This window comes from Piscirickettsia litoralis (genome assembly GCF_001720395.1).
Taxonomy (GTDB): domain Bacteria; phylum Pseudomonadota; class Gammaproteobacteria; order Piscirickettsiales; family Piscirickettsiaceae; genus Piscirickettsia; species Piscirickettsia litoralis.
This window is the reverse complement of the sequence record NZ_MDTU01000001.1, coordinates 2163441-2177371: the sequence shown is the minus strand read 5'-3', so window position 1 is coordinate 2177371 and position 13931 is coordinate 2163441. Positions and strand designations below refer to the sequence as shown.

14 protein-coding genes are annotated in these 13931 nt (G+C 36.3%); 2 read left to right on the top strand and 12 right to left on the bottom strand.

Annotated elements, in window-relative coordinates; all coding sequences use genetic code 11:
* Positions 1–71: 71 nt before the first annotated feature.
* The 8 genes from BGC07_RS23885 to BGC07_RS22245 form a co-directional block, all read right to left on the bottom strand.
* Positions 72–212: a helix-turn-helix transcriptional regulator gene (locus BGC07_RS23885; RefSeq protein ID WP_394332135.1), complete on the bottom strand. Its 141-nt coding sequence runs from the start codon at positions 210–212 to the stop codon at positions 72–74.
* Positions 213–256: 44 nt separating this feature from the next.
* Positions 257–523: a hypothetical protein gene (locus tag BGC07_RS10770; protein WP_069313117.1), complete on the bottom strand. Its 267-nt coding sequence runs from the start codon at positions 521–523 to the stop codon at positions 257–259.
* A gap of 24 nt (positions 524–547) precedes the next feature.
* Entirely contained in the window at positions 548–1012 is a 465-nt protein-coding gene (locus tag BGC07_RS10765; RefSeq protein WP_069313116.1) for a hypothetical protein, read from the bottom strand.
* 1050 nt (positions 1013–2062) lie between these two features.
* Positions 2063–2485 (bottom strand): hypothetical protein, encoded by a 423-nt coding sequence (locus tag BGC07_RS10760; protein WP_069313115.1) that lies wholly within the window; start codon positions 2483–2485, stop codon positions 2063–2065.
* Positions 2448–4448 carry an SGNH/GDSL hydrolase family protein gene (locus tag BGC07_RS10755; protein ID WP_069313114.1) on the bottom strand — a complete coding sequence of 667 codons (2001 nt, stop codon included), beginning with the start codon at positions 4446–4448 and terminating at the stop codon, positions 2448–2450. The genes BGC07_RS10760 and BGC07_RS10755 overlap by 38 nt, the downstream gene beginning before the upstream one ends.
* A gap of 790 nt (positions 4449–5238) precedes the next feature.
* Positions 5239–7005, bottom strand: coding sequence for a single-stranded-DNA-specific exonuclease RecJ (gene recJ, locus BGC07_RS10750; protein WP_069313113.1), 1767 nt, complete (start codon positions 7003–7005; stop codon positions 5239–5241).
* The gene (locus BGC07_RS10745; RefSeq protein WP_235603098.1) at positions 6936–7676 is read right to left on the bottom strand and encodes a hypothetical protein; all 741 of its coding nucleotides are present in this window, start codon (positions 7674–7676) and stop codon (positions 6936–6938) included. The genes recJ and BGC07_RS10745 overlap by 70 nt, the downstream gene beginning before the upstream one ends.
* Complete coding sequence (locus BGC07_RS22245) at positions 7639–7977, bottom strand: hypothetical protein (RefSeq protein WP_235603097.1); 339 nt, start codon at positions 7975–7977, stop codon at positions 7639–7641. The genes BGC07_RS10745 and BGC07_RS22245 overlap by 38 nt, the downstream gene beginning before the upstream one ends.
* A gap of 541 nt (positions 7978–8518) precedes the next feature.
* Here BGC07_RS22245 and BGC07_RS10740 point away from each other — a divergent pair.
* Complete coding sequence (locus BGC07_RS10740; protein ID WP_069313112.1) at positions 8519–9211, top strand: hypothetical protein; 693 nt, start codon at positions 8519–8521, stop codon at positions 9209–9211.
* Positions 9212–9546: 335 nt separating this feature from the next.
* On the opposite strand, the gene BGC07_RS10735 is transcribed toward BGC07_RS10740, so the two are convergent.
* The 4 genes from BGC07_RS10735 to BGC07_RS10720 form a co-directional block, all read right to left on the bottom strand.
* Positions 9547–10362: a sugar ABC transporter gene (locus tag BGC07_RS10735; RefSeq protein ID WP_139121672.1), complete on the bottom strand. Its 816-nt coding sequence runs from the start codon at positions 10360–10362 to the stop codon at positions 9547–9549.
* Between the two features lie 271 nt (positions 10363–10633).
* The gene (locus tag BGC07_RS10730; RefSeq protein ID WP_069313111.1) at positions 10634–11398 is read right to left on the bottom strand and encodes a substrate-binding periplasmic protein; all 765 of its coding nucleotides are present in this window, start codon (positions 11396–11398) and stop codon (positions 10634–10636) included.
* Positions 11399–11923: 525 nt separating this feature from the next.
* On the bottom strand, positions 11924–12238 hold the full coding sequence (locus BGC07_RS10725) for a type 2 periplasmic-binding domain-containing protein (RefSeq protein WP_069313110.1): 315 nt from the start codon (positions 12236–12238) through the stop codon (positions 11924–11926).
* A complete protein-coding gene (locus tag BGC07_RS10720; protein ID WP_069313109.1) occupies positions 12192–12683 on the bottom strand; it encodes a substrate-binding periplasmic protein in 492 nt (163 codons plus the stop codon). Before BGC07_RS10720 ends, BGC07_RS10725 begins: the two co-directional genes overlap by 47 nt.
* A 168-nt stretch (positions 12684–12851) precedes the next feature.
* Here BGC07_RS10720 and BGC07_RS10715 point away from each other — a divergent pair, with 168 nt between their 5' ends.
* Complete coding sequence (locus BGC07_RS10715) at positions 12852–13607, top strand: substrate-binding periplasmic protein (RefSeq protein WP_069313108.1); 756 nt, start codon at positions 12852–12854, stop codon at positions 13605–13607.
* The last annotated feature ends 324 nt before the right edge of the window (positions 13608–13931 follow it).

Genomic DNA, 13931 nt, shown 5'->3' with positions numbered 1-13931 from the left:
GCCGGTCATGCATCCATTTGATGGTTTAGCACGAAACTCCTGGAATTTTACATTATCTTTTTACAATTTATTTATTTATTTATTAAAATATATTCCATTCCTGCGTGCCTTATCAAGCTGTAAATTGACATTAACTCAATTTTACTTTTTGCATTTAGTTTTTCTCTTATATTTGTCATGTGGTATTCTATTGTACGGGATGAAAGGTTAATCTCGCCCGAAATTTCCTTAGATGACTTTCCATTAGAAGTTAGAACTAATATCTTTTTTCTTTTTCAGAAAGTGAACAATCTTTTACCATACCATCAAAGACACCAATATCATGTAGAAATGAAATACCATCTCTCCTTTTTGGTCTTTTCATGATTAAATTCTGCTCAGCTAAACTAATTGAATCTTCTGATATATTTTTTAGATTGAGAATATTAATACTCTCTAAGCATGATAAATCTGACCACTTATAATCAAGAAGCTTAAGCTTGTCAGTAATAGGCTTAGTTTGTTCTCTGAATTGTTTAATCAAAAACTTTTTAACTTATCGACATCGTTATGAAATACATTTTTTAATACCTTCTTTTTCATAGCCACCAAACCAAAATTGCTCTCGACCATACTCCGTGTATTCACAAATTCCAAGAGTATGATCTGCCTGACAAAAATTTATTAAATGATCCTCTGTCCACCATGGCAGATGATTAATAGGCTTAAATAACCTTCTATGTGGTAGAAAAATCATATCATACTCTGGCCAAACAACATCACGGTAGTAATAATGTACGCCTAGATCAATAAACCTTTTAGAAAGCTCAGGGCGATTACTTAAAAAATAAAATTGCCCACTATACGATACTGAAAATGTACGAAAGCCACGGATTTTAAAGTGTTTGAAAAGAGGTTTACAGATTTGTTTAATCTCTTCATGATAACATGCTTCACCAGCATTTGACATACGCTGCAAATAGTCAGAAATGTTAAACATATTATCTTTTACCCAAGATTTAGCTTCTAACATAGGCATCTCCAATTTATTAAACAATAAAAATTGGTCATCGGCATATTCTTTAATTTTTGTTCACGCCATGATGCTTTCATAAAACTTAACTCAAAAATTTCTCTTATACAGCTTTCAGTTTAACTATCATTTTAATGGCAACGATTTATAAGCCTTACTATTCAGCTTAAGCCATCAAGATATCTCACTTATTTCCCGGCTTTCCCAGTATTCTTCTTAGCTAATGCTATTATTTTATATAATGTCGACTATTAAACTTTTATAGATCAATTAGTAAAATATAAACATATTGCCAGCGAGCCTATTAATTATAGCCAATAATAATATATAATTTTATTACACCAAGCAAGTAATCTCTGTATGCCCTTATTAAGTATTACTTCAACTATTTTGCTATTTACTGACTAACCCAGCACCTTGCAAAATTTAGCTCCAGCTTTTTAACCCTAAAGATAACCTTTAAAAAGTCAGGATCTCCCGAGTTCAAAATAACCCGTCCGCTAACCCGCTACGGAATCAGATCAAAGACCTCTGATATAGGTCAACTTAGCACTGCTACCAATACTGCCCTCTAAGCAAAATCCTCTTGGACAGATACGCTTACTCATTGTAGTTAATCGACTACCCTGTAGCTCTTCAATTTCATTGCTCTCAGTTTGCTTAGCTTACCATGTGATAGCATTTTACAGGCATAATCTGCTATGGCAACAACCAGCCAGTTACAAACAGACACCTTTACCACATTTTTTAGTCTAATTATCGATTAATTTAAATTACAAATTTACGTATAAATCAAATAACTATTAACTCTCTGATAAATAACAATATTCGTTAACTTACTTTCTCCCAAGCACCAAAACCTAGTATAATATCTAGGTTTTGTTCGCCTTTAACCTTAATCATATCACAAGCTTCACACTTTTATATTAAATTGTTAACGTTATGCTCACCAATCAATTAATACTAATTTTAATAATTTTCAAGTCCTATTGATGACTTTTCTCTCATCTACTGAAGTCTAAGGCTTTAAGCCTTAGACTTAGGTGTCCTCTAGCATTCTCCTCCTTCACAATGCTCAAACTGCATATCATAGCACCTATTTGCTGGTATAGGCGGTATTCTAACCTTAGCAATTGATAAGAAATTGCAGACGCCACCATATTGATTTATCGTTGATGGCAAAATACTAAAGTTATGACCAAGCATAGCTTCAAAATGCAAGTTAGTATAACTTCCATACGGAATAGTAATACCGTAGGGCGCTCTAGTAAAATTAGCAATATATTCTTCTTTACCAGTAGTCCTTAAATTTCCTTTAACAGCAAACCTTCCCCCTTCATTAATCCTCCCTTTAACAATACCTCCTGGCCAACTAAAGATAGAATACTGTTTCGGATCAAAACTTTTAGAGTCCACATAATCCTCGTTACCATTTCTAAAGGTACATATTTTTTTGATTAATGCAATCAGCAAAATCAGGGGTTTTCCACATACTGTTAGCCATATCAAGCAATTTTGAAAAAGCAACCGGATCTTCTGAGCTATTCGTAAACCCTTTGGTTGCAGCTAATTCTTGTAAATAATACGTAGGCTGCTCACTTGGACTTTGACCTGATAACAAATTTTTATAAATAAGCTGTGAAGCTAAAATAAAGTGAGTTTTTGTTGATGGATGAACCCCACCTCCAATAACGGCTTTAGATTGTATCGCAGGATTGTAAGGAATAAGCCTATCAATATCCACACTACCAATCACTGTGAGAATAGGAGGCACGTCTTTGATTGTTTTATCAACGCCTTGCATATTTACATAGCCCATAAAATTACTACTATCATGCGAACCTTTTGAAGCCGCTTTTTGCCCCCAAAGCTGCGATGAAACCCCAGGTTGGGAGCCTGGAGTAAATTGATAAAAATCAGGGTCATTTTGAATACTTTTTACTGATGAATATGCATCAAATAATTTCACTTCAAGGTCAGGGTAGTTATTTTTTAATTCTTTCTCCATATTAAATATACTTTCATTAAAGATAATTGTATCTTTTTTAACCCTCTGGAGCCTTCCAGGTTCATCATTTTGAGTTACTAGGAATTGATGGAGCTGTGGTGCAATCGTTATATCAGGAACAGTAAAAAGTAATATAGACAACTTAGAAAAATCTACCTTATCATTATTTTTTAAGTCATTTAAAAAACTAATAAGATTATCTTTAAAAACTTGAGATGCTTTATGTAAATCAAGAGCATCCCCACCAATATCTTCCATAATATCATTCCCACCCATAAAAAGTGAAAGTAACACCTTTTTATTGCTTTGAGCATGATTTAGGCTGTTAACTAGCTCAGGTTTAACCAAGGCTAACTGATCTTTAAAGTTTGGAGTAATAGGTAGTTTTGAAGGCATATAGAAAGTATCCGTTGCAAGAGCTGTTTGCCCATTAGCTTGCTTCTTATTAGCATCAAACCTATGGACTATTTCCATTCCACCAAATGCATAATTGTGAACAGGAAGTCCTGTAAATTCGTAAACATAGTCAGGCCACATAAGGCCATTACTCCATCTGCCGTTATAAAGAACGCCTCTGGGCATATCTCCCCCAGTAAGATAAAATACATTTTGAGTATCAGTCAGACTATCACCCAAAGTATACATTTCAGAGTAAGGAGTTATATTTTTAGGAACTCGTTTCACTTCAATGTAGTAAGTTGGCTTTTGCTTAGTTGGGCTACCCAATTTAGCTAGCGCAGAAATTACCCTAGCATCACTAATTTTTCCGCAACGACTTAATTTTTGGTTTGAGTTGTAAGAACACCATCGATATAAACTACCATCATGGCCGTAGCTACCTTGTATAGAGCTACTCTCTGGCAATTTCTTATCTGCCCCTGCAGGGAGATATTTTAATAAATGCTTGTTACTACGGTATTTATATGGTTCAACTTTCATATTTTCAGCAAACTCATGATATGCATTCTGCGCTTTCATTTCTGACAAATTTGAAGAGATGCCTATCGTTGTGAATCCTGGCCAAGTCGTAGCTTTACCTAAGCCTGCGGAATTAAGGTGAATGCCACCCCCAAACCCTGAATAACCAGTCATTGTCCAGTTGTGTCTTGCACCATCAGCAGAAACGCCATTTGGCTGAATTACTAAATGTGCTGAGTTCATATAAAGCTTTTGTGTGTCTTTAAAGCTTCTAACCTCTCCTGCAACTACGGTTCCACTGCTACCATTATATAAAAAGGTTAATGATGTATTAGAATCATTTTTAATAACTATGTTAACTTCCGGAGTCTCTGCTTGTAACAAACTTTGAGTGCCTGGAATTGTAGAGCTATATAACTCACTTGCACAAACACCACTAGAAATAGAACTCAATAAACATAAAGCTATTATATTATATTTATTTACAATATATTTATGTTGAATAGGCATTAATGTCTCCTTTAGTTTACGTTTACAAGCACGAGGAATTGTACTTTGTTTCCCTCATATGACTCTTCAATCTAATTCCTGTTTAATGCAATGGGTTATAAGTTTTATTCTTCAGCTGATATACCAAGGTAGCCTAGCTATTTACAAGCCAAAATAATCACTCATAAAATTTAAAAATACCTACCAACTTTTAAAGCGGTAAGCTCATTAACCACTACAGACTCAGAACTCAACACCTTTGCAATAACACTTGCATCAGTACTGATGCTGTCTCACCTCACTGACCTAACTTTGCTTAGCCCTATCATTAATGGTTTTCTTCACCTCATTCTTCGCAATATTAAAAAGTTCAGGGAATATGATGAAGCCTAAACCTAAGGTCTAGGTGTTTATGATACATATAAAAACCAGAAAAATATTAGTAATTTTACTAATTGAGTGTAGTTCCAGGCCCAGCCAGCTATTCTCTATAACTTCTTTCCAAGCACGTTAAAGTTAATTTAGAGTTTTACCCACACTGCACATCGAAGCTCTTTGCCTTTAACACAGTTAAAACAATAAAAACATTATTATTAACAAGTTAATATGCTGGATAATAACAAATATAAATTTCACTCAATTATTTATTTTTTGAAGCACCACTAACAGATTAAGCGTATACGTCATCATTCACTTACTTGCTATGTTAGAGGTGAGGTTTAAATCAGCTATAATTACGCAACTTTCAGAAACTTCGAACTTAAGTCAGTGCAAAGATTCAAACGGTTATACTTCTTGCCTTCTCCACAACCTATGATGACTCTAAATTTAAACAAGCTTCAATAACCAACTGCAAACGACGCTCACCTCGAAACTCATTAGCCGACAACCGATACAAGCAACGCACCTGATCACCCGCTTGCACTGGCACACTATCGCCTTCTTGGCTTAAGGCACGAAACCAGATCGCTGAGCGATAAAAACCATCTTGCTCAAATTCTAGGCTTAGATGTATTTTCTCTTTACCAATTAAACGTGCGCTATGCACATAAAAACGACCTTCAAATTGCGGCCCTTCAAACTCACGACCGAAGGGCTGCAGCTGCTCTAGTCGGTCAAATGCCATTAAATCAAGCTCGGCAAGCGCTAATTCACCATCACTTAAACGAATAGGAAAAAGCTCACTGACCTTAAGCTGTGCACGTATTGCCTCATCAAAACGATGGGTAAATTCAGCCAGCCGGCTGCGCACAATTTTTAGTCCAGCCGCTCCTTTATGGCCCCCGAAGGCCAAAATCACACCCTCAGTATGATCTGCAACATATTGCAAGGCGTCACGGATATGTACATCAGCAATCGTACGCGCTGAACCACTTAACTTCTCAGGGTCATTCGTCGGTGAAAAAACGACACATGGGTAACCATAACGGTCCACTAGGCGCGATGCGACAATACCCTGAACCCCTGCATGAAAACCATCATCAAAAGTAACAATAGAAAGTAATTTATCAACTAAACAGTTTTCAGCTTGAATTTTAGCTTGCTCAAGCATCTGCCGCTCGGTAAGTTTTCTTTCTTCATTGTCTGTGTTTAATACTAATAAATGCTCCATCGCCTCATTGTCAGTCCGTGCTAATAAGAAGCGCAGCGCTGCATAAGGATCAGCCATGCGCGAACGGGCATTAATGCGTGGCCCTAGCTGAAAACCTAGATCTTCTGGGCCAAATAGCTGCTGACGATTAAGTAATTGCTTCATTGCTCGCCAACACGGTCGCTCTAAGTGATTCATCACTTTAAGGCCAGTATTCACCACCGCGCGATTTGTTGCATTAAACAATGAGACCGCATCGGCAACCGTCCCTAAGGCCACATAATCAAGCAGACCACTGAGTTTAGGAGGAACATCATTACTGTTATCTTTCAATAGTTGCAAGCGCACCTGACACATCAATAACCAGGCGACCATACATCCGGCGATTACAGTGTCAGGATAATTGCAATCTTTGCGCGTTGGATTAATCACCGCATAAGCCGAGGCTGGAATACCTTCGCTTGGAATCGCATGATGGTCAGTTACCACAACATCAATACCCGCTTGCTGTAGGCGCTTAATTCGTGCTTGATCAGAAGAGCCACAATCGGCGGTAATAATCAAACTAGGCAATTGCTCTTGTGATAGTATCTTGTCAGTTAGGCCATCACTGACGCCATAACCATCTTCCATGCGATGACCGATTAAGTGCTGTATATTCTCTATATTAACTTGAAAATAATCAGTCAATGCGCGTGTGATAATCGCATGAGAGGTAATGCCATCAACATCATAGTCCGTTAATATGCCAATAACTTCTTTGTTTTTAATCGCACGCACAATACGCTCTGCACCATATTTAGCATCTTTTAGTTGCTCAGGTGCCGTTAAATCCGCTAAGCGCGGCTCAACGATACGATCAAATGCCTGACCCTCACCTTGCACACGATTTGCAATTACATGGGCAAGTAAAGGGTCTAAACCACAACGACGTGCTTGCTTAAACGTTTTCTCACAGTGCTTGCGCGCTTGGATTCTAATCTGCATGATAATAACTCTGAATTGATTGAGGGCGGCACCAAAACTTCTTTATCCCCCCAAGACGTCACCGAAAAAGCCTTATTACGGCCTAAATATAATGATACAGACTTTAATTGGCCCTGTTTAAGTCGCTGCAATAAAGGCACAAACACCATTTTTTCCAGCTGGCGCAAAGCCTCTTGCCACAGTTTATAATCCGCGGATAACACCGCTTGCTGACACAGCTCACTGTAATAAAGGTCCGTCTGATCCAACTTTGACATATCAGCAAAATAAGGCGCATTGCAAAACATCGCCAGCCCTTGGGCGACTTTCGCCTCAGAGCATAAGGTCAGTTCACTTGATTGATAATCGCTTGTCGATAACTGTCCACTCCCCCACAACCATAGGCTATCAACTGTTACTAAACCTTGCTGACGACGGGCTTGGTTCACTGAACTTTGATGTAAAAGCATCCCTAACTCAGCCTGTAAGCTACGCCAATATTTTGCATCGACTCCAGCAATTTCATCAGTTTGAATCGGCTGGCCTTGAGCGAGAGTTAAACTGCGAGTGAGTAGCTCAATTGGCTTGGGAGCGCTAATTAACCAATGTGCACCGTCATCGTATAATATCAGGCCATCTTCAGCCAAAAACTGATTAACTTCCTGCAATAATATAACTTTTTTCATCATCATTTAACGCCTCAATAATACTACCTTGACAATAAAGGCCATTTTGATCAGCAGAGATATGAACAGGATCTGCATACAGCCATCCGCCAGCGATAGGCAATTGGCTCGCATATGCCGCTGCCAATGGTACATCATGATCTAAACTTTGAGAGCCAAAGCTTGCAAATAACTCAGTCGTAGGGCTGCCATGCTGGGATAGCTGATTTGCATAGGCCAATAGCCTTAATAAAGTCGGACAGCATTCATCAATAGCAGCTCTTTGTTCACTATCTCCAGCAAGCAGCATCGGAATTATCACTTTCACAATCAGTTCAGCTCATTAGTTAAAAATAAAACAAGAACATTCTAGCATACTCTATGAATAGCCTTGAGTTTAAGGTTTTGTTAATATAGCATAGGGAGAGACAGGACGCTTTTAAAATACAATAGGGTAAGACAATGCAAAGGGCAGACAGCGCTAATTCCCGTTTTTTACTCTATTTTTCTATAGGCTTAGTTGTATTGATGCTGGCTATTACTTTTTTTTTCTATCGTTCTTAGTGTTCACCTGCTTACTTTTTACGCTTATTTACTCATCTCTATTTTTCTTTATCGCCAAGTGCCCGCAAAAATTAAAACACGACTCTCTGACAGGTGGCATATCAGAATAACTCACTTACTGCTATGGCCTTTATCCTATCTGGTACTACTCATTCAGATTCGTCATCATCTATTAATAAAAAGAAATTAAACGATCTATTTTTTATGTCATTAAAATTCTACATATAGAACAAGCCTAGCCTTGCAATCGACATTAAAACTAATTTATGCTAAACCCTTGTGATGACAAAATCGAGGGAACCTTCATGAAAAAAGCACTATCCAGTCTGTTTTTGGCTACAATGATCACAGCTCCAGCATTCGCCGCACCGCCACCTCCACCGGCCCAAAATAATGCTGAAACAATCAAATTTTCGATTAAAGACGAAAACTATGTGCAAGTTCAAAGCGCTAAAGTTTCAGTGCTTGCCAGCATTACTGCGACCGGCGATCAACGTTCATTCGAAACAATTCTAGCCCCTGTATTAAAAACAGAGAAAAATGCTCGCATCGAGCAAGTCATGCAAACCAAATCAGATTCAGGGTTGCCACAATACAAAGTATTAATCGTGCAACGTGTCGGTATGAAAAATATTAACAAGCTTACATCACGCTACAAATCTTATGATAAGCCTGGCATGAGTTTTAAAGTTGTTGATATTAGCTACAGCCCAACCTCGAACCAATTCGAAAACAAATGGGCAAAAATGCGCTTAAAACTCTATAAAGAAATACAGCAAGAAATAAAATCCTATAATAAATTAACAAATAAAGAGTTTAAAATTAAATCAATTCAATATTGGCACAGTAATAATATTCCACGTATTCAACCTGTTATGTTAAAAAGCTTCGCTATGGGCGCTGCGAATGCAGAACAAGCAGCCGTCAGCAACAATAGCAGCAATGTGACCACCAAGGTTGAAATGACGGCCAATGTAGAGCTAACAAGTACCGTATAACCTTCATTAACCTACACGAGATGCATATCAACTTATACTGTACATAACAGCAGCAAAAAAAGTTGAAAAATAGCCTTGAATTAACTTATGATTAAGCTTGAAGGCTGTTTAGCTGAGTATATTCAAACATAACCTTTACACAGAATTATCTACCGAGTCCTTATTCTGTGTAAATGGTTTTATCCGCTATCGAAATAGGGAGTTGAATACCCCATCTCTTCAATTGTGATTTACTGTAATAATATACTCCTTTATCAGAAGTAATAGCATACTGATGACTGAACTTACCATTCAGCAAATACTCTTTTGCCAGTTGCGCCGCAAGTAAGCCTTGATCATAGCCATTTAATACAAGCCCCCCATATCGCTTTGTCTTTTCCTACAGCAAAAGACCAAAAAGCAAATAAAGGTAAAGGTGAATGCTTCGATGTCCAGTGAATGATATCATCGGCCTTAACATGTTCTCCTGCTTTATTCACAAGCGTCTGGTAAAGGCCAATGAAAACGGCATCGTAACCTTTAGCTTTACTCGTTAAAACAGTTTGATACCACGTTTCAATGAACTTAATTAACTTAATATGTACTTCAACACCATTAACTTTTGTAATATTTCCAGAAAAATAATTTAACAAAACTTGTGAAGTATTCCCATCATCAAAGAGTAAAAGCACTTTTTTAGGCTGAGGTAATAATATTTTTTTTAATAGATAAATATTACGCTTCAAAATTGGTCGCTCTAACACACCTGAGCTATGATCAAACATATTTAGATAAGCTCGTGGAGTATTATTTATACCCAAATAAACAAAAGGTGTCCCTCGTTTTTCTAAAATAGGGCCTACATATTTTAGTGCATTATCATCTCCTAAAATTACAATATTAGGTCGATATTCCTCGTACACTTTAATAGCACGGTTTGCAGACTGCTGATACTCTGATTTTGGAATACGCTTTGTGTCCATATAGTAGTGCTTAAGCTGATATTTTTTCGAATCTTTAAAAGTATCGTGTATAGCACGACTGTAATCTTGATCCCACTGAAAGCTAGGATGATAACTATTGACTACTAATATTTTCTTAACTGATGCTGAAGCAACAATAACTTCAAAAAAGAGCAGCACCACTATTGTAGTCCTAGCCAATTTAATCATATCAGACCTTAAATAAGTTGACATTCTACTATTTAGATTAGCAGAATTTATGCATCGTTAACCCTATGGATAAGTGTTTTATCCTCTAGAAAAAATCTATTCAATACCATATAGCTCCTAAATAAAATATGTAGAACAATAAAAACATATATTTCTTGGTTATTTCATTATTAATCAACAACTAATCTATAACATTTTATAAATTCAGATCTCCAAATATATTAGCATATTGCTATAATGTTAGTCGCACCCCTAATACAGTCATGCAAGGCTATTTAGATCTTAAGGCCGTATACTTATCATAGATTTCATTGATTTTATTTTTATTATTGAGCTGGTTAAAGCCAAAATTAAACTGATCCCTTAATTCTTTGTCCTTAAATGCGGCGTAATAATAGAGTTTTGGAAAAATATTACTGTACTCTAAGCGAGGAATTGTTTTGATGCCAAGCCTTCTAAGATTATTTACTGTTTCTTGGCTTGTTAAGGCATGCTGAAAAATATATTTATCCCATACGACAATATCTGTTCGATTTAACAATAACTGGCCTAATGCTGATTGGTGTTTTAAAATCTCGTCATAACTTCTAGCTGTACTAACAATATCTTTAAACTTATTTCCCAGGATAATAGAGGCTGTTTTAAAAGCAGTAACTCGATATTGTGCTAGTTGAGTTATGCTTGTGATATTAATATTTCTTGCTGAAAGTGAAATGGCGTAATCGTGAAATGTAAAAGCAGGAACTGATAAATAGACATTTTTTGATTTTACCGATTGGTCAACATCAATCATAACATCGACATTCTTATTTTGTAGAGAATAAGGAAGCCGTGGCCAAGGATAAAAAATAAAACGTACGGTGTGCCCTGACTCAGCAAGAGCCTGCTCAATGATTTCTAAGTGTATCCCTTTATCTTTCCCCTTTTCAAAAACATAGGGTGGTGTATCATTTGGAGCTGCTATTGTAATCAGTTTTGCATAATATACTGGTATTAATAGAAATTGTAATATGATTACAGTGAGTACCGCTTTCAAAATGGTTCCCCGTAATACTGCTCTCTAGTATTAAGTTTAGAAAAAACTCTTTAATATGCCATGTATTTTATATACTCCAAGTCAAAATCTAAAGTCACTTGCCACTTAAACACCAAAGACTGCCTTTCAGCAATCCCAATAGAACTCAGCAACAACCATTTCAAGCTGTATGGTGTAACACGAAGCGTTCAAGACAACCCACCTTCTAATCCATAACCACTCATATCATGCTGACTTTTTTCTTGGAAATAGAAAACCACAATAAAGTGGATAAACGTAACCATAATTAAAGCCATAACAACCTCACTGATAAAAAGTGGTCTTTTAGGCTCTCTGAGCTTGGCGCTTGTATGACTAATTGATTTAGCTTTAAATAATGCTCAAACTTCTTGTAAAGATCATCGATTTGGCGAAAAGGGAGAGCAGCTGATGTGTTATACTCATATTAATCTCTAGAAAAATCAATCTACTAAAACATTAATTTCTTGCTTCAAAATTTCAAATTAACATTTTAATTATATTAATTTATTTTAAATATTTATTTGTAATCCCTTCTATAAATGCCTCATTTTTCTTGATCACATCTAATGCACGTTGAAAGACCTCAACAACCCTATCATCAACCGAGGCATTAAATGTATAATAGAGTTCGCCCTCACTTAGGGTATAAATAGGCACAAAGGTTCCTGGTGGAATCAAGTTTTTCTGCATCAAGTGTTTTGCGACATTCTCCTCATAAGCAAATACATCTGCACGGTTATACTCTATTGCTTTAATTAATAAAATAAATTTATTAAGTAAGTGTACATTGGCCGCTTGTACTCCATGCTCTGCAAGCAAAAGTCCCCCCGATATCTCCCCGAATTGCTGCGAATTTATACTTCTTCAGATCTACAGCATTACTGATGGTAACGTTGCTATCTGCCAAAGCAAAAACAACAATTTTAGTTTGAGCAATAGGTCCAGCCCATTTAAACAAAGATTCTCGCTCCGCTGTTCTCGTGGTCGAGAACAACATATTTTTTAGCTCGGGACGTTGTACTAGTGCATAACCTCGAGGCCAAGGTAATACGTGAACTTTTTTTGTGCTAAAATTAATACCTAAATAATCATACACTTTCTCTAACAAAGCAACTGAAAACCCGTCAGGCTCACCAGTTAGCCCATTGGTATAATTGTAGGGTGGATACTCCTCTGTCATTATCGTTACTTTTTCTATCGCATAATTGAGCTGACCCAATAAAAATAAAAAAAGCATAGCCAATAAAACCAATACACTTTTCATAAACCACTCTCAAAAGCTTTAATCCTCATGCCTCACAACCCAATCGGATTATAAAAAATATTTTCACATAAATAACAATAAGTTAAAAATAGATGATTGTTTTAGACACTCACTTTCAATAAAACCAACTATCCTTTAGAGTGACCTCTAACGTTAGGAGTGCCTTCAATGAAACGTTTTCAACAAGTTATTATCGCAATCAGTATAATTTTGTTGAGCTTTTCTAGTTACGGTATACAAAAGCTCAATATCATGACTGAAGATTATCCCCCTTTTAACTATCTTGATAAAGATAAAAAACTTAAAGGATACGCTGTTGATTTATTAGCCGAAGTTATCACAAAAATTAATGCGCCACAAAAAATAGATAAAGTCAGAGTCCTTCCTTGGGCAAGGGGTTACTCCCAAGCACAAAAACCCGGCCTTAAAAATATGCTGTTTGCGACAACAAGAACTGAAGAACGCGAAACCCTATTTAAATGGGCTGGACCTATTGCTCAAACTAAAATTGTTGTTTTTGCTTTGGCAGATAGCAACATTACCATCAGTAATGCTGCAGATCTGAAGAAGTACAAATTCGCAGCAATCCGAGGCGACATTGGAGCTATTTTATTAGGCAGTAATAATGTGCCTACTACAAATATTAATCAACTTAACAAGTTTACCTTACTCACTCGTATGGTAGAAAAAAAGCGTGCGGACATGTTTGCCTATGAGCAAAGTGGCGCTATTGATTTAATGAAGAAAAACAATATTGACACGAGCAAATTTAAAGTCGTATACGCTTTGAAAAAAGGCGAGCTTTATTATGCTTTTAACCTATCTGTTGACAAAGCAACTGTTGAAGCTTACCAAAAAGGCATTGATGCAGTAAAAAAAGATAAAACATTTATGAAAAAAATAGCAACAGAGTACTTAAAGTAACTTCAAAAAAATATAGGCTAGATCTGTTATTCTAGCCTTTTGATTTAACTTCATCAGAATATCAACCTAAGCCAACTACTAATGATAAAATTGATTTATAAACTGATTAATTTTGTTTGGCAAGCACCTTAAACTACATTATTTGCATTGAATACCAGTAAGAAAAGCATAGTCAATGAAAATAATTTTTTAACTCGGCTAGATTTGAGTTTAATAATTTCATATTTTCACTAGATAATCATGCGAGAGGCAGAATTTTTTTCTGGAGAAAAACAAGAAAAACAAATCATGAAAAAGTTTGCTAAATTCTTTATTATTAAAAAA

Bases quoted from the DNA above. Each gene is read 5' to 3' on its own strand.
- BGC07_RS10755 (WP_069313114.1), bottom strand. From the start codon at position 4,448: ATGCCTATTCAACATAAATATATTGTAAATAAATATAATATAATAGCT.
- BGC07_RS10740 (WP_069313112.1), top strand. From the start codon at position 8,519: ATGAAAAAAGCACTATCCAGTCTGTTTTTGGCTACAATGATCACAGCT.
- BGC07_RS10715 (WP_069313108.1), top strand. From the start codon at position 12,852: ATGAAACGTTTTCAACAAGTTATTATCGCAATCAGTATAATTTTGTTG.
- recJ (WP_069313113.1), bottom strand. From the start codon at position 7,005: ATGCAGATTAGAATCCAAGCGCGCAAGCACTGTGAGAAAACGTTTAAG.
- BGC07_RS10720 (WP_069313109.1), bottom strand. From the start codon at position 12,683: ATGAAAAGTGTATTGGTTTTATTGGCTATGCTTTTTTTATTTTTATTG.
- BGC07_RS10735 (WP_139121672.1), bottom strand. From the start codon at position 10,362: ATGATTAAATTGGCTAGGACTACAATAGTGGTGCTGCTCTTTTTTGAA.
- BGC07_RS10745 (WP_235603098.1), bottom strand. From the start codon at position 7,676: ATGATGATGAAAAAAGTTATATTATTGCAGGAAGTTAATCAGTTTTTG.
- BGC07_RS10765 (WP_069313116.1), bottom strand. From the start codon at position 1,012: ATGTTAGAAGCTAAATCTTGGGTAAAAGATAATATGTTTAACATTTCT.